The sequence below is a fragment of the Ruminococcus difficilis genome (genome assembly GCF_016680995.1).
Map to the genome: position 1 here is coordinate 248512 of NZ_JAEQMG010000048.1, position 19625 is coordinate 268136.

14 protein-coding genes are annotated in these 19625 nt (G+C 53.8%); 4 read left to right on the forward strand and 10 right to left on the reverse strand.

Annotated features, from left to right (window positions below; translation table 11 throughout):
* Positions 1 to 169: 169 nt before the first annotated feature.
* The 10 genes from JKK62_RS05845 to ppdK form a co-directional block, all read right to left on the reverse strand.
* Positions 170 to 1402 (reverse strand): shikimate kinase, encoded by a 1233-nt coding sequence (locus tag JKK62_RS05845; protein WP_186832831.1) that lies wholly within the window; start codon positions 1400 to 1402, stop codon positions 170 to 172.
* Positions 1403 to 1521: 119 nt separating this feature from the next.
* Positions 1522 to 2610, reverse strand: a complete 1089-nt coding sequence (gene aroC, locus JKK62_RS05850) for a chorismate synthase (protein ID WP_186832830.1) — start codon at positions 2608 to 2610, stop codon at positions 1522 to 1524.
* Positions 2611 to 2720: 110 nt separating this feature from the next.
* Positions 2721 to 3734 carry a 3-dehydroquinate synthase gene (gene aroB, locus JKK62_RS05855; RefSeq protein ID WP_186832829.1) on the reverse strand — a complete coding sequence of 338 codons (1014 nt, stop codon included), beginning with the start codon at positions 3732 to 3734 and terminating at the stop codon, positions 2721 to 2723.
* 186 nt (positions 3735 to 3920) lie between these two features.
* Complete coding sequence (locus JKK62_RS05860; RefSeq protein ID WP_186832828.1) at positions 3921 to 5024, reverse strand: bifunctional chorismate mutase/prephenate dehydratase; 1104 nt, start codon at positions 5022 to 5024, stop codon at positions 3921 to 3923.
* A 691-nt stretch (positions 5025 to 5715) separates the two neighbouring features.
* On the reverse strand, positions 5716 to 6765 hold the full coding sequence (locus tag JKK62_RS05865; RefSeq protein WP_186832827.1) for a dockerin type I repeat-containing protein: 1050 nt from the start codon (positions 6763 to 6765) through the stop codon (positions 5716 to 5718).
* A 60-nt stretch (positions 6766 to 6825) separates the two neighbouring features.
* The gene (locus tag JKK62_RS05870; protein WP_186832826.1) at positions 6826 to 7824 is read right to left on the reverse strand and encodes a dockerin type I repeat-containing protein; all 999 of its coding nucleotides are present in this window, start codon (positions 7822 to 7824) and stop codon (positions 6826 to 6828) included.
* A 212-nt stretch (positions 7825 to 8036) separates the two neighbouring features.
* Positions 8037 to 8873: a RodZ family helix-turn-helix domain-containing protein gene (locus JKK62_RS05875; protein ID WP_186832825.1), complete on the reverse strand. Its 837-nt coding sequence runs from the start codon at positions 8871 to 8873 to the stop codon at positions 8037 to 8039.
* Positions 8854 to 9354: an RNA polymerase sigma factor gene (locus JKK62_RS05880; protein ID WP_186832824.1), complete on the reverse strand. Its 501-nt coding sequence runs from the start codon at positions 9352 to 9354 to the stop codon at positions 8854 to 8856. Before JKK62_RS05880 ends, JKK62_RS05875 begins: the two co-directional genes overlap by 20 nt.
* Before the next feature lie 318 nt (positions 9355 to 9672).
* Entirely contained in the window at positions 9673 to 10194 is a 522-nt protein-coding gene (locus JKK62_RS05885; protein ID WP_186832823.1) for an HdeD family acid-resistance protein, read from the reverse strand.
* Between the two features lie 163 nt (positions 10195 to 10357).
* Positions 10358 to 12985, reverse strand: a complete 2628-nt coding sequence (ppdK, locus tag JKK62_RS05890) for a pyruvate, phosphate dikinase (RefSeq protein WP_186832822.1) — start codon at positions 12983 to 12985, stop codon at positions 10358 to 10360.
* A 401-nt stretch (positions 12986 to 13386) separates the two neighbouring features.
* Between ppdK and JKK62_RS05895 the strand changes: the two genes are divergently transcribed.
* The 4 genes from JKK62_RS05895 to mfd all read left to right on the forward strand — a co-directional run bounded on the left by JKK62_RS05895 (position 13387) and on the right by mfd (position 19598).
* Positions 13387 to 14133 (forward strand): sugar phosphate nucleotidyltransferase, encoded by a 747-nt coding sequence (locus JKK62_RS05895; RefSeq protein WP_186832821.1) that lies wholly within the window; start codon positions 13387 to 13389, stop codon positions 14131 to 14133.
* A gap of 203 nt (positions 14134 to 14336) precedes the next feature.
* Positions 14337 to 15296 carry a ribose-phosphate diphosphokinase gene (locus tag JKK62_RS05900; protein ID WP_186832820.1) on the forward strand — a complete coding sequence of 320 codons (960 nt, stop codon included), beginning with the start codon at positions 14337 to 14339 and terminating at the stop codon, positions 15294 to 15296.
* A 106-nt stretch (positions 15297 to 15402) separates the two neighbouring features.
* Positions 15403 to 16002 carry an aminoacyl-tRNA hydrolase gene (pth, locus tag JKK62_RS05905; RefSeq protein WP_186832819.1) on the forward strand — a complete coding sequence of 200 codons (600 nt, stop codon included), beginning with the start codon at positions 15403 to 15405 and terminating at the stop codon, positions 16000 to 16002.
* A gap of 146 nt (positions 16003 to 16148) precedes the next feature.
* Positions 16149 to 19598: a transcription-repair coupling factor gene (gene mfd, locus JKK62_RS05910; RefSeq protein WP_186832818.1), complete on the forward strand. Its 3450-nt coding sequence runs from the start codon at positions 16149 to 16151 to the stop codon at positions 19596 to 19598.
* Positions 19599 to 19625: the final 27 nt, after the last annotated feature.

A 19625-nucleotide genomic window follows, 5' to 3' on the forward strand; every position in this document is an offset into this window, starting at 1 on the left:
TAGGGTACGGCGCTTGTCGACGTACCGAGCACAACGAGCGTAGAGTAAAGATAAACTTGGTTAGAGGGAAAATCACCTAAGGTACCGGACGAGCAATGCTCGTCCCTACGACAACGTTACACAAACAGCTTTCGTCGGCAATTCGCAAAGGCACATCTCACCGCATCTTTTACTCCCCGTTAATAACAGAATCCGCTACGTCCTCGGGGTCGCAGTCGCCGTCGATGATAAAATCGGCGGTGCTCATATAGGTATCGATACGCTTTTTGTACAGGCGCAGGATCTTTTCCTTTTTATCCGCGAGCGGTCGGTCATCGGTTGGGATCAGGTTTTCGGGCGACCTGTCGATGAAGAAGATCGCGCCGTTATGCCGCAGCGCCTCGACATTTTCGGGGCGCATCACCGCGCCGCCGCCGAGGGAGATCACCTTGCCGCTGTACGCGGACACTTCTTTGATCACGTCGGTCTCCAGATCACGGAAGTATGTTTCGCCTTTTTCCCTGAAAATGGTCGGGATATGTCCCTCCCGTTCCACGATCAGGCGGTCGGTGTCGATCAACTCCCGACCGAGCTGATCTGCGACGAGCTTGCCGACAGTCGACTTACCCGATGCGGGCATACCGCTCAACACGATATTTCTTTTATCGAAATATATTTCATCATAGATCTTGTTGGTCAGCTTGATGACGTCCAAATCCTGTCCGAGGAATTTCTCTGCCGCCAGCACCGCCTGCGCGACCAGCATATACAAGCCGCCCGCGGCGTCGATCCCGCGCTTTTGCGCCGATAAGACCAACTGCGTTTGCAGGGGGTTGTAGATCACATCGATCACACCGCTGAGCAGCGGGAATCTGTCGATGTCGATCGGACAGTCAAAGATGTTCGGGAACATCCCGCAGGGGGTCGCGTTGATGATAACGTCCGCGTCACTGTGCAAGGCATACGCATCCTCATAGGTGATCGCGCCCTCACATTCACGGCGGCTGACGCGCAGGATCTCCTTTGCGCCCATGCGATCACAGACCGCCTTAGCCGTCAGAGAAGTACCGCCCGTGCCGAGGATCAGCACCTTCTTGTACTTCATCAACACGCCCGCGCTCTCGATCAGCGCTTTCATCCCGCCGAAATCGGTGTTGTAGCCGCAGAGGATCCCATCACGGTTGACGACGGTGTTCACCGCGCCGATCGCCTGCGCGTCGGGGTCGATCTCATCGAGCAGCGGGATCACATCCTGCTTATAGGGGATGGTGACATTGATCGCCTTAAAATTCTTTTGAAGAATAAAGTCTTGCAACTCTTCTTTTTTTAATTCTTTCAGAGAATATTGGTAATATCCCAATTTCTCATGTATCTCTTTGGAGAAGCTGTGCGGCAGCTTCTCCCCGATCAGTCCGTAGTCCATATGATCACGTTTTTCGTAGGGATGACCATTGGTCATCCGCCAATCAACGTTTCTCTCCTATCTATATTGGTTGCTATGTACAACGTCCACGGACGAGCAGTGCTCGTCCCTACAACTTATTACGCCAGCCAATCCGTGCCGTATCTCTGCGCCAGCAGATCAGCCAGTACCAAGGCGGTCACGCTGTCCACTACTACTCTCGCGCGGTGGATCACAGCGGGATCGTGGCGACCTTTTAATTCTAATACAGAATTTTCTCCCTTGATGAAATCGACCGTATTCTGCGCCTTGAAGATGGACGGCGTCGGCTTGACGGCACAGCGGAACACGATCGGCATGCCGTTGGTGATGCCGCCGTTCACGCCGCCGTTGTGATTGGTCGCCGTTTTTATTTCTTTATCAGAAATATAATAATGATCGTTATACGCGGAGCCTCTGCCGTTCACCATCGCAAACGCGTCGCCGAACTCCACGCCTTTGACGGCGGGTACGGAGAACAGCGCGTGACTGAGTACGCCCTCGACAGTATCGAACCACGGCTCACCGACGCCGGCAGGCATTCCGATGACGGCTGTTTCCAGCACGCCGCCGACGCTGTCACCATCCATTGCCGCCGCTTCGATTTTCGCTTTCATCTCGTCGCCTTTTTCTTCATCCAAAACGGCAAAATCGAGCGTATTCAGCCTTGCGATATCCGCTTTGACGTCGCCGAAATCTATGTCCGCAACGCCGCCGCAGGAGCGGATATGCGTGCCGATCTCGATCCCCTTTTCACGCAGGGCGGATATCACGATCGCGCCCGCCGCGACCAGCGCCGCGGTGATGCGTCCCGAAAAGTGACCGCCGCCGCGATAGTCCTCATAGCCGTGGTACTTGGCGTAGGCGGTATAGTCGGCGTGGCCGGGTCGCGCCAGTGAACGCGTCGCGGCATAATCCTTGCTGTGCTGCGCGGTGTTGGGGATCAGGATCGTGAGCGGCGTACCGGTCGTTTTGCCCTCAAAAACACCGCTGACGATTTGGTAGGCGTCCGCCTCATGCCGTGCCGTACCGATCTTGCCGACAGGACGGCGTTTATCGAGCTGAGCGCGAATGAATTCCTCGTCGATCGCAATGCCCGGCGCTAAGCCATCCAAGACCGCGCCGATCTGCGCGCCGTGGCTCTCGCCGAACAATGTGATGGATATACTGTTTCCGAATGTATTTTTCATAGTGTAATTCCCATCTTAGGATATGTTTCTTATAATAATATTGATTCGTCGGAAGTGTTTTCACCTCATCCGTCATCCTTACGGATGACACCTTCCCCTCAAGGGGAAGGCTATATCCCTATCATTTGTATCTTCGGGTACAGCTCCTTGAACCGCACCTTTTTCATCTCATATTCACCGGGCTCGGATACGGTGATGACCGTCACCTGATCCCCTTCGCCCTTTTTGTCGTGCGTCATCGCTTCATAGATCTCATCCGCCTTCAAATCGACCGCCGTCGGGAGCCGCAGACTCTCCAGGATCTTGATCAGCCGCGGGCGCAGGTCGTCGCTGACCATCGGCACCATCCCGATCGCGACGCACTCGCCGTGATACAGACCGTGGCGCTCCTCATGCGCCTCGATACCGTGACCGATGGTGTGGCCGAAGTTGAGGATCTTCCTCAGCCCCTGCTCCTTTTCATCCTGCTCCACGACGTTCTTTTTGATCATCAGCGAACGGGTGATGATCTCGTCCATATTTTCATTTATATTTCCTTTATCGAATAATTCGAACAGTTCAGCATCGGAGGTCAAGCCCATTTTCAGCGCTTCGGCTAAGCCCTCGCTGACCAGTCGGCTGTCCAGCGTCTTGAGCAGATCGAGGTCGACCAGCACCTTTTTCGGCTGATAAAACGCGCCGACGATATTCTTGATCCCGTCCAGATTCACCGCCGTTTTGCCGCCGATGGAGGAATCCACCTGACTGAGTACCGTCGTCGGGATATTGTAGAAGTCGACGCCGCGCATATAGCTTGCCGCGACAAAACCCGCCAGATCGCCGACCACACCGCCGCCGACCGCGACGACCGCGTCCCTGCGCGAAAAGCCCTCTTTGAGCATCCGCGACAGGATCGCAGAGAACTGAGCGATACTCTTGCTGTCCTCGCCCTGCGACACGGTCACGATGACGCCGTCCTTTGCCATAGCAGCCACCGTCCGCGCGTACTCCTTCGGCACGCCGCCATCGGTCACGACCAGCACCTTGCGGTCGAGCTCCAGATATTCATCCGCTTTTTGCAGAGCGCCGCGCTCGATCACGATATCGTAGCTGTCCGCGCCCAGATCCATATGTAAAATGTTCATTGGAATCATCCTATCATCAGTTGAGATTACCTCACACAGCCTCCCTTTCCTAAGGGAGGTGCCCGACAGGGCGGTGGGTTGAAAAAGTCTTACTCTTTTGGAATCTTTCCGATTCATAAAAGCTTTATATTGCAACCCTCAGTCGCGTGACACGCGTGTCCGCGACAGCTCCCACAGAAAAGGGGCCTAATCCTCTTGTAGAATCACTTCGTCGGAGAAATGTCCGACCACCTTGAGCATATCGCAGTGAAGACCGAGGTGGCGCAGCATATCTGAGCCGTTCTGACCTGTTTCGTCACCCTCCGCCTCGATGTAGAAGTAATACTCCCACGCCAGATCCTTCATCGGGCGTGAACGCAGGGCACGCATGTTGAAGCCGTAGGAGCTGAGCACATTCAGCGCCTGTGCCAACGCGCCCGCCTCATTCTTGACGGTGAACATCAGCATAAAGCGGCTGTCGCCCGTCGTGTTCACCTTTTTATTCTCCACACGTGAGAACACCGCGAATCGGGTGGAATTCAAGGCGCTTTCGTTGATGTCGTGGTCGAGCTGTTCGAGCCCGTACAGCCGTGCCGTCTCCGCGGAGGCGATCGCCGCGACGCTCTTATCACAGCCGTCCTTGACCGCCTTAGCCGCCTTAGCGGTATTGGCGTACTCTATCGTTTGATAGCCGTGCTCGCGAATATACTCCGCGCACTGCGCCAACGCCTGCGGGTGGCTGACGACCGTTTTGATATCCTTACCGCTCGCGCCCGGCACCCCCAACAGATGGTGCGTGATCCGCAGGGTATAGAGTCCGTTGACATACAGCGACCCCTGGAACATCAGATCCATCACCTGACCGACCTCGCCGGCATAGCTGTTTTCGATCGGCAGCACACAGCAGTCACATTCACCCCGCTCCACCGCTTCATACGCGGCTTTGAAATCACGGTAGGAGATCAGCTTGCCGTAGGGGAAGATCTGCTTGGCGGCGATGTTGGCATAAGCGCCCTCGATACCGCTGTAAGCGACCTTCACGCCGCTGATGATATGCTCCTGATACCGTTTAGACACCGCCATCTCATCCTGCAAAAATCGCACATAATACGAGCGGATGTCGGGATCCTTGATATAAGCGGCATTTTTCTCGATCACCGCCTGCTCACGCTTCGCGTCATAGATCTGCAAGCCGCGTTCCTTCTTATACTCGGCGATCACCCTCGCCGCCTGCATACGGCGTTCAAACAGCGCCGCCATCTCGCTGTCGATCTCATTGATCTGCAGCCGTGCCTCCTGCAGCTTATCCATACTCTCACCTTCCATTTACAACTTAGCCTTCCCCTTGAGGGGAAGGTGGGCAATTTGCCGGACACACGTGTCAAGGCAAATTGGTCGGATGAGGTGGAAACGCTTCATTCATATCACTTACAATAATTACCAACGAAAGGCTTCCACCTCATCCGTCACCTTTGGTGACACCTTCCCCTCAAGGGGAAGGCGAAAAAAGCGGCTCTGCCCGAAAACAGAACCGCTTACTAATCAACTAAAGCACCTGTTACCCTTCGAGCAGCTTACTCATTCTTTGCAAAGCAATAAAAGCCCGCATAAAAGCGCGCGTAGGTAAAGGTAAAGCAGTTATTGAATTTTTCGGTATTCTTGACGATCATCACAATAACTCCTTAAGCCTCCCTTTCCCAAGGGAGGTGGGTCGGCTCTCCGAGCCGACTCGGAGGGTTCAACCTTAACACGGTTGATGATAACACATTAAAGCGCAAAAGTCAATATGCAATCGTACTTTTTTGGACAGATAGAGGAAAGGCGCCGCGACCGCAGCCGCAGCGCCTTGATAAGGGGATGAAAAAATGGGGATTATTCAAAATCGTCATTGCGAGGGGCTCGACACACGGGTCAGCCCTGTGGCAATCTCAACCGATCAAAAACGGTACAAAACACTTCCTGACCATAACGAGGGCAATTCGTCCTGCGGACGCTTTAGCACTCATTCGATGGTATACAATCCGGCATTGCTTCTCTGGATCAGGGTCGCGTCGATGACGCTGACCTCGCTGTCGCCGTCCACATCCGCGAGCGGTTGAAAGAAAGAGGTAGTGGCGATTCCGGCTTCATGCCGCTGTACACAGGTCGCGTCGATGATACTCACATCACCGTCACCGTCTGCGTCACCTTTGATTACAGGCAGTATCCTGCAACTGTTCTCACCGTAATATCCGCCGCCGCGATAATTTGCTTCTAACAGTTCTTGCAGCATCTCCTGCGTCAAAACACCTGCCTGATACGCCTTTGTAAAGGTATACAGCTTGTTATCAACGTAGATGCTCGGTTCATAAGAGGAAGCCGACCAGAAGAGGTAATCGCCGAAACACTCTTCCGTGATGACCTCACAATAAATACCGTAACCCTTTACGCCGAAATCCACCACATATGCGGGCGTAGAGTCGAAGCAATAGGTGTTAAAGACCATAATATCCTCCGCTTCAATCCATGTACGGCTGTTGAACTGCTCGTTCACGGCTTCTTCGATATCCCCGGCGGTCGGTGTTTGATGATCGTCCCACAGCTGTTTGGTGCGATCGATCACAGGCTCGGGATCGACAGGCTGACTGACATCGGTCGGCGGATCACAGGGTTCCACCCAAAGCTGCCAGTCCCAATCTCCTAAGGTTTCGTCAGTCGGAAGAGCAAACGCGATATTATAATAGGAATCCTTCGGTATGATGTAATTCGTCTGCGGACCACTGTCGGGGTACCATGCGTTGATTTTAAGTCCGCTTTCGGTATAACCTACTTTCAGCTCGTCACCCGTGTTCAGTTTGATCCCTTTCAGGATATAGTAATCTCCCTTGTCGTTGTCACAGTCATAGGGTTCGCTGTGCATACGATATGCTTTGTCGAGCGTCCAGTTATTGAACGATCCGACCACATAATAGCCGGAGGGCAGCTTTGTCACCGCTTCGGCAGATACTGTCATCACGGCAAGACAGCTCAGCAAAACGGTTGTCGCTAATAACAGTGATAATACTTTTTTCATGTTCATTCTCCTCTCAATAGGTCATTTTTCCACTTGCGCGTCTTGGAGCAATGCTCAACCCTATTCGATGGTATACAATCCGACTTTGCTTCTCTGGATCAAGGTCGCGTCGATGACGTTGACCTCGCTGTCGCCGTCCACATCCGCGAGGGGCTTAAAGAAAGAGGTGGTGGCGATCCCGGCTTCATGCCGCTGTACACAGGTCGCGTCGATGATACTCACACCACCGTCACCGTCCGCGTCACCTTTGATATAACGGGTCAAAAGCGGTAAAACATAATCGCCCTTAAAAGATGAGCCGGCGAGCTCTTCGAGCATATCGTCCGTCATCAATCCTGCGTCATACGCCTCTTTGAAACCGTACAGCCGGTCATTCACAAAGAGGAACGGCTCCGGATGGGAACATTCGAGCAGCCAGTCGCCGATGCGCTCTTCGATCATGACAGTATAATAGCACAGATTCCGCACATAAAAGTGAACCGCATACACGTCCGAATCACGGAATTGATAATAATCTCTGAGATCGATATCCCTCGCGGTGATGGTATGGCGGGGATCATAGTACTGCTCATTCGCGGCGGGAGCGATCATTTCGGTGATCGCCGTAGGCGTACTGTATGACCCATAGGTATCCATATCCTGTACGATATCCAGTTGCGCCAGCTTGGGTACATTATCCTTCGATACTTCCGCGATGATGAACTCTGCGGCATCGGTCTGACAGATGACCTTATACAACAAATCAGCGTTGTCATCGATAAAACCTTGCACATATGCACCGATGATCGCCGACATTTCTTTGCGGTAATACATCAGGTGCTCCTGCTGGTTCGTCCATGTATATTTTTGACTGATGATTTCCTCAACATGCTGTTTATCAGGACAAGGCTTTAAAAAGATATACACCCCTATCATGACTTCGGAAGGGTCATTGATCTCTTGGATCAACGCGGGGGTCAGCTTCTTCAAATAGTCATCATTGCTTTCAGCAGACGCCGCAACGGCGCCGCAGCTGAACAGCATGATCAATACTAAGCATAATGCTATTACTCTTTTCATGTGAATTCCTCCTTTTGATTAATTATTGTAGGGGAGGGGCTTTGAGGAGTTGTCCAAATCTGTGATTTGGCATACAACTCCCATGCAACAGCGCTCCAAGAGCACAGCGATTGGCTAAGCGCCACTGTGCACCTCCCGCGGCAGTGTGTTGGAAAAAGAACCACGTTGGTTGAGGAAACAAAACGTTGCATCATTGTGGAATCATATCTGCCTTACACCGTCACCGTACCTCGTGCGAGCACCTTTCCGTTTTGATAAAACATATACTCAAAGGTCGTTGACGCTTCTCCGTAATCATAATCAACCGGTTCATACATAGCGAACACCATTCCGTTTTTCATCACAGTATACTGCACCGGCAGATCCTGCTGATCCTCCGCAACAATTGCGTAGCCAAGTTCCTGATACATACAGTAGATCGGCTCACCCTCTTCGATCATTGACGCGGGAAAGGTCGCGGTAAAGCAGAGCCCGCCCGCGGGAATTTCCCCCTGACCCTCCGTCGGGATCGGTACCTCCGGCGGCTCTGTCGGGATCGGCGGATCCGTTGGCTCGGGAGCTTGCGCCGACGGTACTCCCTGTGTCGGCTCCGCCGCGATCTCGGTAGGGATCACGATCTTTGATCCGGAACCATCCTTTTCCGTCGGAGCCGTGACGGATGCTTTTTCTCTTGCCGACTGCGGATGGGTCGGATTATCGATCACAGGATCACCCGCCGCGTCGGTTGGATAGACACGGGGCAATGTCGGGAGTATTGAATCGAGGCTCGGAACATCTCCGTCATCGGGAAATGTCACAGTATCAGCCGCGTCGGTCGGCTGTACATCGTCAGCAACGTTGTCTTGCAATTTGATCGGCGCATGATCGCCGAAGGACAAATAGGTCAGCAACCCGATCACGCTCACCAGCACGATACTTGCCGCGGCGGCGACACGGTACAGCGGAAAGGCGCGCTTTTTTTGCGGAAGCTCCGGGATGGCGGCGGCGTTTTTGATCCACTGCTCGGGCGCTTTGATGTTATTCAGACTGTCAAAGTTCAGCTTTTTCATCCTCGTCACCTCCATAGATTTGTTTGAGCTTCTCCCTGCCGCGCTTTAAGAGCGTTTTCACGGTGTTGGGATTTTTGCCGAGTATTTCGGCGATCTCCGCGACCTTGTACTGCTCGCAGTAGTACAGATACAGCACCTCGCGGTATTTCGGCTCGGTGCGCATCAGCGCCCATGAAACATCGCGCTCATTATCCCGCCATTCGACCGGCTCGCGGCTGAGATTCTCGAGGGAGAGAAAGCGGCGGTTTTTCGCGATATAATTGCGGCATTCATTGATGGCGACGCGGATCAGCCATGCTTTCAGATGGGTTTCGGATCGGAAGTCGGGAGACTTTTGAAAGAGCTTGATAAAGGTATTCTGAAAGCAATCCTCGGCGTCAGCCCATTTTTGCAGCCGCATCACACATACGCCCGCGACCGTGTCGGCATATTTTTTCAGTACGTCATCGTAACTCAGCCCGGCAAAGGTCTTGTCAGCCATCGCTTTATCTCCCTCCTTCATTAATAATACAATTGAAACACCGTTTTGGTTTCAATAAATCAGAAAAAATTTCCCGGAATAAGCAATGGGTATCTTACCATTTATTCGGGTGAGATTGCCACATCGTCGTCACTCGCCGTACTCGATAAGCGTATCCGGTCGGTACGCTTTGATCTCGTGTGGCGGTTCCTCCTCTCCCCACCGTGCAAAGCGCGTCGGGGACCCCAAACAGCCCTCGCAATGACAATGCTAAGTATATTGAAAAAACCTCCGAATGTAAAAGAACACTCAGAGGTTTTTGTAATAATCAAATAACGATTACAACGGTCTCAAACGATTGCCGCCGATGCAGCCTAAAACGATCAGATCGATTCCTTCCACGATGAAGTAGCAGCTCGCCATAACACCGAGAGCACCCGCGAAGATAGCCGGATTGGTGAACGAATAGATACCGGCACAAATCACGAGGATCGAGACGATCAGTCCCAGCACGAACAATCCGCCGCTGACAAACCTTCTCATACGGATCACGTTGACCAAGCCGAAGATACCGCGGATGACGAACCAAGCCGCCATGATATACAGCATGATCGTTTCTGTCATGAACGACATGTTGGGAGAGAACAGGATAAAGCCGCCCGCGATCAGGGACAGGATTCCCAGAACGATGCCCGGAACAAAGCGAAATCTGATGCTGTCGATCAGGAACGTGATACCGGTCACAAACAGCAGGATCATGAAAAAGTACATCAGGCTGAGGGTGGTCGCGATCGGTGATGCAGCACAAACGATACCGCCGATCACCATCAGGATACCGACAATGACCATAAATACTGACATAATATAACTCCTTTCTTTATAATTTGTCACTTCTATTATAATATCAGATGAAAACACTGTCAACAAAAAATCATGTGTTCTTCCATTTTTCCAAAACGCAAAAAGCGCTGTGACCGAAATCACAGCGCCTTGTTATTGGGTTAAACTATTATTCTGTCAACTCTTACTTGTTGCTGATAGCAGCCTGAGCAGCAGCCAGACGAGCGATCGGAACACGGAAGGGTGAGCAGGATACATAGTCAAGACCGATCTTGTGGCAGAACTCAACAGAAGTCGGGTCGCCGCCGTGCTCGCCGCAGATACCGATATGGAGTGCGGGATTGACGGGCTTGCCGAGCTTGATCGCCATATCCATCAGTTTGCCTACGCCGGTCTGATCGAGCTTAGCGAACGGATCGTTCTCAAAGATCTTGGCGTCATAGTAAGCGTCGAGGAACTTGCCCGCGTCGTCACGGCTGAAGCCGAAGGTCATCTGAGTCAGGTCGTTGGTACCGAAGCAGAAGAAGTCAGCCTCGGTCGCGATCTCGTCAGCAGTCAGAGCAGCTCTCGGGATCTCGATCATGGTACCTACCTCATACTTGAGATCAGCGCCTGCAGCGGCGATCTCAGCGTCAGCGGTCTCTACAACGAACTTCTTGACATACTTGAGCTCCTTGATGTCGCCGACGAGCGGGATCATGATCTCGGGAACGAGTGTCCAATCGGGATGAGCCTTCTTGACGTTGATCGCAGCGCGGATAACAGCCTTGGTCTGCATCTTAGCGATCTCGGGATAGGTGACAGCCAGACGGCAGCCGCGGTGACCCATCATCGGGTTGAACTCGTGCAGAGAAGCGATCAGAGCCTTGATATCCTCAACGCTCTTGCCCTGAGCCTTAGCCAGCGCCTCGATGTCAGCTTCCTCGGTGGGAACGAACTCGTGCAGAGGCGGATCCAGGAAGCGGATGGTTACGGGGTTGCCTTCGAGCGCTTCATACAGCTTCTCGAAGTCGCCCTGCTGATAAGGCAGGATCTTATCCAGAGCAGCCTCGCGCTCTTCTACGGTATCGGCACAGATCATCTCGCGGAACGCGGCGATTCTGTCAGCCTCAAAGAACATATGCTCGGTACGGCACAGACCGATACCCTCAGCGCCCAGCTCACGAGCCTTCTTAGCGTCAGCGGGAGTATCAGCGTTGGTGCGAACCTTCAGGGTTCTGTACTTGTCAGCCCAATCCATGACGCGGCCGAACTCACCGGCGATGGTAGCGTCAACAGTGGGGATGATGCCGTCATAGATGTTACCGGTAGAACCGTCGATGGAGATATAATCGCCCTCGTGATAGGTCTTGCCGGCGAGAGTGAACTGCTTGTTCTCCTCATCCATAGCGATGTCGGAGCAGCCGGATACGCAGCAGGTACCCATACCGCGAGCGACAACAGCCGCGTGAGAGGTCATACCGCCGCGAACGGTCAGGATGCCCTGAGCAGCCTTCATACCCTCGATATCCTCGGGAGAGGTCTCGAGACGAACCAGAACGACCTTTTCGCCTGCGCCGCCCTGAGCCTTAGCATCCTCAGCGGTGAAGACGACCTTACCGCAGGCAGCGCCGGGAGAAGCGCCCAGGCCCTTGCCTACCGGAGTAGCAGCCTTGAGCTCTTTTGCGTCGAACTGCGGATGCAGGAGTGTATCGAGGTTTCTGGGGTCGATCATCAGAACGGCCTCTTCCTCGGTTCTCATACCCTCGTCAACGAGGTCGCAAGCGATCTTCAGAGCCGCCTGAGCGGTACGCTTGCCGTTTCTTGTCTGAAGCATATAGAGCTTGCCGTGCTCAACGGTGAACTCCATATCCTGCATATCTCTGTAGTGATCCTCGAGGGTCTTGCAAACCTCAACGAACTGAGCGAATGCCTCGGGGAACTTCTGCTCCATCTCGGAGATGTGCATGGGGGTACGAACGCCTGCAACAACGTCTTCGCCCTGTGCGTTGGTCAGGAACTCACCGAACAGACCCTTGTCGCCGGTAGCGGGATCGCGGGTGAACGCAACGCCGGTACCGCAGTCGTCGCCCATGTTACCGAACGCCATCGACTGGACATTTACGGCAGTACCCCAGCTGTAGGGGATATCGTTGTCGCGGCGATATACGTTCGCGCGGGGGTTATCCCAAGAACGGAATACAGCCTTGACAGCGCCCATGAGCTGCTCCTTGGGATCGGTCGGGAAATCCTCGCCGATCTTCGCCTTGTACTCAGCCTTGAACTTGCCAGCGAGTTCCTTGAGGTCCTCAGCGGTCAGCTCGACGTCCTGAGTAACGCCGCGGTCAGCCTTCATCTCGTCGATGAGCTCTTCAAAATACTTCTTACCGACTTCCATAACAACGTCGGAATACATCTGGATAAATCTTCTGTAGCAGTCCCAAGCCCAGCGGGGATTACCGCTCTGTACAGCGATGGTCTCTACAACTTCCTCGTTCAGACCGAGGTTCAGGATGGTGTCCATCATACCGGGCATGGAAGCACGCGCGCCGGAACGAACGGATACGAGAAGCGGATTCTCCTTGTCACCGAACTTCTTACCGGTGATCTCTTCCATTTTACCGATATACTCATTGATCTGATCCTGGATCTCAGGATTGATCTGGCGGCCGTCCTCATAATACTGAGTACAAGCCTCTGTGGTGATCGTGAAGCCCTGAGGAACAGGCAGACCGATGTTGGTCATCTCAGCGAGGTTAGCACCTTTACCGCCGAGAAGTTCTCTCATGTCAGCGTTACCTTCTTTAAAAAGGTAAACCCATTTTTTGCTCATTGGAATCTCCTCCTAAAAGTTTGTTATAGTAAGGACTGCGGCATATTTTGCCACAGCATACATATACAACTGTATTATAACAAAACCCGCGCGAAAATACTATACAAAAGAGAAAAAAAGCCAAAAAAAGGGGCACAAAAGTCATTCGTATATTTTGTGGATATTGTTGAAAATGATAAAATTGTCATATTTTTGTAATTAGTTCTTGCAAATAAAAAAATATATGCGATAATAGTATTATCTACGAGAGCGCCCAAGTGCGCTGTGTGCAGTAAAAAAAGAATAATGAATAGTGAATAATGAATGAGATTTGCTCCGCTCGGACAATACTCTTCTGTGATTGTTTGCACAGCTCGTTCGGTGTGATCCGTTTTCACTATGACTTTTTGTGAGGTTAATTCATGAACAATAAATGTGCCGTTATCCTCGCCGGCGGCGAAGGAAAACGAATGAAATCCGATATTCCGAAGCCCATGAATGAAGTACTGGGCAAGCCGATGCTCCGCTGGGTCATCGACGCGGTCAAGGCGGCGGGGATCGACGACATCTGTGTCGTCACCGGCTTCAAGACCGAGGTCACCGAAGCGTATCTTGACTCCCTTCCCTTTGCGGTATCTCATGTACTGCAGAGCGAACGTCTCGGCACGGGTCATGCCGTGATGATGGCGAAGGATTTTCTTAACGAAAAAGGCGGCGACGTTGTGATCCTGTGCGGTGACGCGCCGTTCATGGACACCGAAACCATCGCCGACGCATACAACGATCATAACGAGAGCGGCGCTTCCGCGACCGTCATCAGCGCAATGCTCGACGACCCGACCGGCTACGGCAGGATCGTCCGCAATGCCGACGGCACCTTGAAGAATATCGTTGAACAGAAAGAAGCCGATGAAGCGACCCTCAAGATCCAAGAGGTCAACTCCGGCGGCTACTGGTTCGATACCGCCGATCTGCTCAGCGTGCTGGACAATATCAAAGCAAATAATTTCGCAAAAGAATATTATCTGCCCGACGCGCTTTATCTGCTCTTGCAAAACGGCAAAAAGGTCGGCGCTTTCACGGCGCAATCGCCCGACACCGTCCTCGGCGCCAACGATCCCGCGCAGCTGGCTGAGCTGAATGAGATCGCGAGAGCAAAGGGGTATTAAAGCCTCCCTTTCCTAAGGGAGGTGGGCAAATCGGCTTGCCGATTTGGTCGGAGGGTTGCTCATCCCCTTTGGTAGTATCCATCATGAAATGATTCAACCCTCAGTCACTTCGCGACAGCTCCCTTGGGAAAGGGAGCCTGAACCGCATCCAAACCGCAAGGTTAATATACATTATTACAATAATTCATTTAGGGGGACACATAATGAATTCACACGGTAAGGACATCAAGATTTTTACGCTCAACTCCAACAAGGCTGTCGCTCACGGCATTGCGGATTGCTTAGGTATCCCGCTCGGTAAGAGCGACTGCGCCACCTTCTCGGACGGAGAGATCGCGGTATCTCTGCATGAATCCGTCCGCGGTTCCGACTGCTTCATCGTGCAGTCGACCTGCTCGCCCGTCAACGACAACCTCATGGAGCTTTTGATAATGATCGACGCGATGAAGAGAGCTTCCGCTTCCTCCATCACCGCCGTTGTTCCGTACTTCGGCTACGCGCGTCAGGATCGTAAAGCCAAGGCTCGTGATCCGATCTCTTCCAAGCTGGTTGCCGACCTGATCACCACCGCCGGCGCGGACCGTCTGTTGACGATGGATCTGCACGCGGCTCAGATCCAGGGCTTCTTCAACATCCCCGTCGACCATCTTGTCGGCGCGCCGATGCTCGCGAAGCACATGAAGAAGAAGGTCGAGGGTCACGCGGACGAATTTGTTGTCGTATCTCCCGACCTCGGTTCCGTTACCAGAGCGCGTAACTTCGCGGCTAAGATCGGCTGCCCCATCGCGATCATCGACAAACGCAGACAGCGCGCCAATGTTTCCGAAGTCATGAACATCATCGGTGAGGTCAGGGGCAAAAAGTGCATCCTCGTCGACGATATGATCGACACCGCCGGCACCCTGTGCAACGCCGCGAACGCGATCGTCGAAAAGGGAGGCGCTACCGAGGTATACGCCTGCGCTTCTCACGCGGTACTTTCCGGACCCGCGATCGACCGTATCCGCGACAGCGCGATCAAGGAATGTATCCTGCTGGATACCGTTCCGATCCCCGAGGAGAAGATGCTCGACAAGTTCACCGTGCTCTCCACCGCTCCGCTCTTTGCCGAGGCGATCGAGAGGATCTACGAGGACAAGCCGGTTTCTCCGATGTTTGTATAACAAATGTCATTGCGATCTTTCGATCTGAGTATCGGGAGTGTGGCAATCTCAATCGATTTATTGTGAAAGGGAGCCTTACCGCTCCCTTTCTTTGGAGTATAAACAAATGCTTTTCAAAAAGAAAGAATTCACCAACAACAGCATCGAATACATCATCGTCGGACTCGGCAACCCCGGCAAGCAGTATGAGGGCACCCGCCATAACGCGGGCTTCATCGCCATCAACTATATCGCCGAGGAGCTGGGTGTGAAGATCAACAAGATCAAATTCAAATCCACCGTCGGTGAGGCGAGAATCAGCGGCAAGCGCTGTCTGCTGATGAAGCCCTCCACCTATATGAACCTCAGCGGTCAGGCGGTCACCGAGGCGATGAATTTCTACAAGATCCCGCCCCAACAGGTTGTGATACTGTCTGATGACATCTCCCTTGACGTCGGCGTGATCCGCATCCGCCGCAAGGGCTCGGACGGCGGGCAAAAGGGACTGCAGAACATCATCTATCTCAGCGGCTCCGACGAGTTCCCGCGCGTCAAGATCGGCATCGGCAAAAAGCCGCATCCCGATTACGAGCTCAAGGACTGGGTGCTCAGCCGCTTTACCGACAAGGACAAAAAGCTCATCGCCGAGCGTCTGCCCGATATCAAGGGCGCGGTGGAACACATCGTGGACGGCGACATCGACAAGGCGATGAACCTTTACAATTAACGCACAGCGTTAATTGCGGTGAATGGTGAATGGTGAACGGTGATTGTATCTCGCTTTGCTCGATCATTTTATACAGGAATCCAAAACGCGAAGCGTTTCCCACAACCGTTAACCGTTAACCGTTAACCGTTATCCAAGAGGAAACTATGCAATTTTTAGATCATGTCATCCAACGCACCAAGCAGTACAAGGCGTTGGACAATGCCGTCCATACCCGGTCACGCGCTGCGGCGATCGGCGTATCGGGCGTTCACAAAGCCAATATTATCACATCGCTCTGCCGGGATAACGCCGTCAGAGCCTTTTGTGTTGCCCAAAATGAGCAGGAAGCGCAGATCTTATGCAACGATCTGAGCGCTATGGGACTTCGCGCGCTGGTCTATCCGAAGAAGGATTTCATCTACATCCCGTCGCAGATCAAGTCGCATGAATATGAGCACCAGCGCCTGAACGTGCTCAGCCGTATGCTCAGCGGCGACTATGACGTCATCATCGCCACGCTCGACGCAGCGGCGCAGTTCACCATCCCAAAGGATGTCCTGCAGTCGGTCAGCAAAACGCTCAAGCCTGACGTCGAGATCGACCTGCCCGCCTTTGAAAAATCGCTGATCCTGCTCGGTTATGAGCGCTGTGACAACGTCGAGGGCAGCGGTCAGTTCTCCATCCGCGGCGGCATCATCGACCTGTTCATGCCCGACAGCGACGCGCCCGTGCGTATCGAGCTGTGGGGCGATCAGATCGACACCATCAACTACTTCGACGTCGAAACCCAGCGCCGTACCGATTACTGTGAGGAAATCGAGCTGACCCCCTCGGGCGAAATCCTGATCGACGACAAAGAAAAGCTCGCCGACAAGATCAGCCGAAAGGCCGCCTATCTCAAAAGCGAAGGCAGTCAAAAGGCAAAGGAACGTTTGCAAAAGGAAGCGGATATGCTTCGCTCGGGGCTGAGCTTTGCGACCTATGATAAATACATTTCTCTGGTCTACAACAAGCCCGCTACCCTCTTCGATTATTTTGATGATAACGAGATCGTCTTTATCTCCGAATACAAAAATGTCAAGGAACGCGACCGCTCCATGGACTTCCATGAAAAGGAGGAGCTCAAGGCGCTGTTCGCGGACGGCGTATTATGCCGCGGCTTTGAGACCTACTCCCTCAACTTCACACAGAGCATGAATATCCTGCTCGACCGCGCGGCGATCTTCCTCGACACCTTCTCCCACTCGTCCTACAACACGGAGCTGTCTGCCGCGGTGACCTTCAACGCTCGTCAGACCTCGCCGTGGTCGGGTCAGAGCACCGCGCTGATCGAGGATCTGGAGGATATCGGCTACGGCAGTATGGCGGTCGTCATCCTCGCCGGTACCGAAAAGGGAGCCGAGAACCTCTGCACCCTGCTTAACGAAAAGGGCGTCAACGCCCGCTATGTCAAGGAATTGGACGACGCGGAACGCGGATTCGTCTATATTATGCCCGGTATGCTCAGCGCGGGCATCGAATACCCCGAACAGAATTTCATCCTATACACCCTGTCAGCCGTCAACTCCTCTTACAAAAAGAAACGCCGCCGTACCCCCAAGGACGGCAAGGCGGTCTACAATCTCAGCGAGCTTTCCGTGGGCGAATACGTGGTACACTCCATCCACGGTATCGGCATCTACCGCGGCATCCGCAAAATGGATGTACAGGGCTTTTTGAAGGACTACATCATGATCGAGTACGCCAAGGGCGACAACCTCTATGTCCCCGTCACCCAACTCGATTTGGTGGCAAAATACATCGGCCCCAAGGAAAACAGCCGCGTCAAGCTCAACCGGCTCGGCTCCAAGGAGTGGGTCAACTCCAAACGCAGGGTCAAAGCCGCAGCCAAGGAGATGGCGAAGGAGCTGATCGAGCTCTACTCCAAGCGTATGCAAGCGCAGGGGCATGCCTTCTCCGACGACAACGAGTGGCAGCATGACTTTGAAGCAGGCTTCCCCTATGAGGAGACCGAAGATCAGCTGCGCTGCTGTGATGAGATCAAGCACGATATGACCCGCGCCGTGCCGATGGATCGACTGCTATGCGGCGACGTCGGCTTCGGCAAGACCGAGGTCGCGCTACGGGCGGCATTCAAGTGCGTGTCCGACAGCAAGCAATGCGCCCTGCTCTGCCCCACCACCATCCTCGCGTGGCAGCACTACCAGACCGTGCTGAACCGCTTTGACGGCTACCCGATCCGTGTGGAACTGCTCTCCCGATTCCGCTCTCCCGCTCAGCAGAAGGAGATCCTCGAAAAGCTCAAACACGGCGAGATCGATATGATCATCGGCACCCACCGTCTGGTGCAAAAGGATGTGGAATTCCGCGATCTTGGACTTGCGATCATCGATGAGGAACAGCGCTTCGGCGTTGCGCAGAAAGAGCATTTCAAAGAGATGCGCAAGAATATCGACATCCTCACCCTCTCGGCGACCCCCATCCCCCGCACCCTGAACATGGCGATGAGCGGCATCCGCGATATGTCCGTCATCGAAGAAGCGCCCCTCGACCGTCATCCCGTCCAGACCTATGTACTCGAGCATGATTCCGCCGTCATCAATGAGGCGATCCGCCGGGAGCTGAGGCGCGGCGGACAGGTATTCTATCTCTACAACAACGTCGAAGGGATCGAAGCAAAGGCGATCCGCATCGGCGAGGCGATTCCCGAAGCCAATATCGCCGTCGGTCACGGCAAGATGAGCGAGCAGGAGCTCAGCGACGTATGGCGTAAAATGCTCAATCAGGAGGTCAATGTCCTCGTCTGCACCACCATCATCGAGACCGGCGTCGATCTGCCGAACGCCAACACGCTGATCATCGAGAACGCCGACCGCTTCGGGCTCTCTCAGCTCCACCAGATCCGCGGAAGAGTCGGACGCTCCTCCCGCCGCGCCTACGCCTATTTCACCTACAACGGCGCCAAGGTGCTGTCGGATATCTCCCAAAAGCGCCTGACCGCGATCCGCGAATTCACGGAGTTCGGGTCGGGCTTCAAGATCGCCATGCGTGACCTCGAGCTGCGCGGAGCAGGCAACATCCTCGGCGCGGAACAGCACGGTCACATGGAGGACGTCGGCTACGATATGTACATCAAGCTCCTCGGCGACGCCGTGCGTGAGGAGAAGGGCGAACAGCCGGAATCCGTTGAGGAACACGACTGCCTGATTGATGTGCAGGTGCAGGCGCATATCCCCGAAAGCTACATCGAAAGCCTCTCCAGCCGCCTCGACGCCTACCGCAGGATCTCCGACATCCGCTCCGGGGAGGACGCGCACGACGTCATCGACGAGCTGTTGGATCGCTACGGCGACGTACCCGCGTCGGTCATGGGGCTGGTCGATATCGCGCTGGTGCGCAACCGCGCCGCCGCGATCGGCGTCTATGAGATCCGACAGAACGATACCTCGCTGCTGCTGTATCTGAACGATATCCGCCGCAAGGAGGTGCCCGAGCTGATCGGCAAGATGGCGGGCAGAGCGATGCTCAGTGCAGGCGGCAAGCCCTACATCGCCGTCCGCATAAAAAAAACCGATAAGGTCATCGACACGCTCAAGGAGCTGTTCGGCAAATAATCTACCTCTATTGTAGGGACGTTCCTC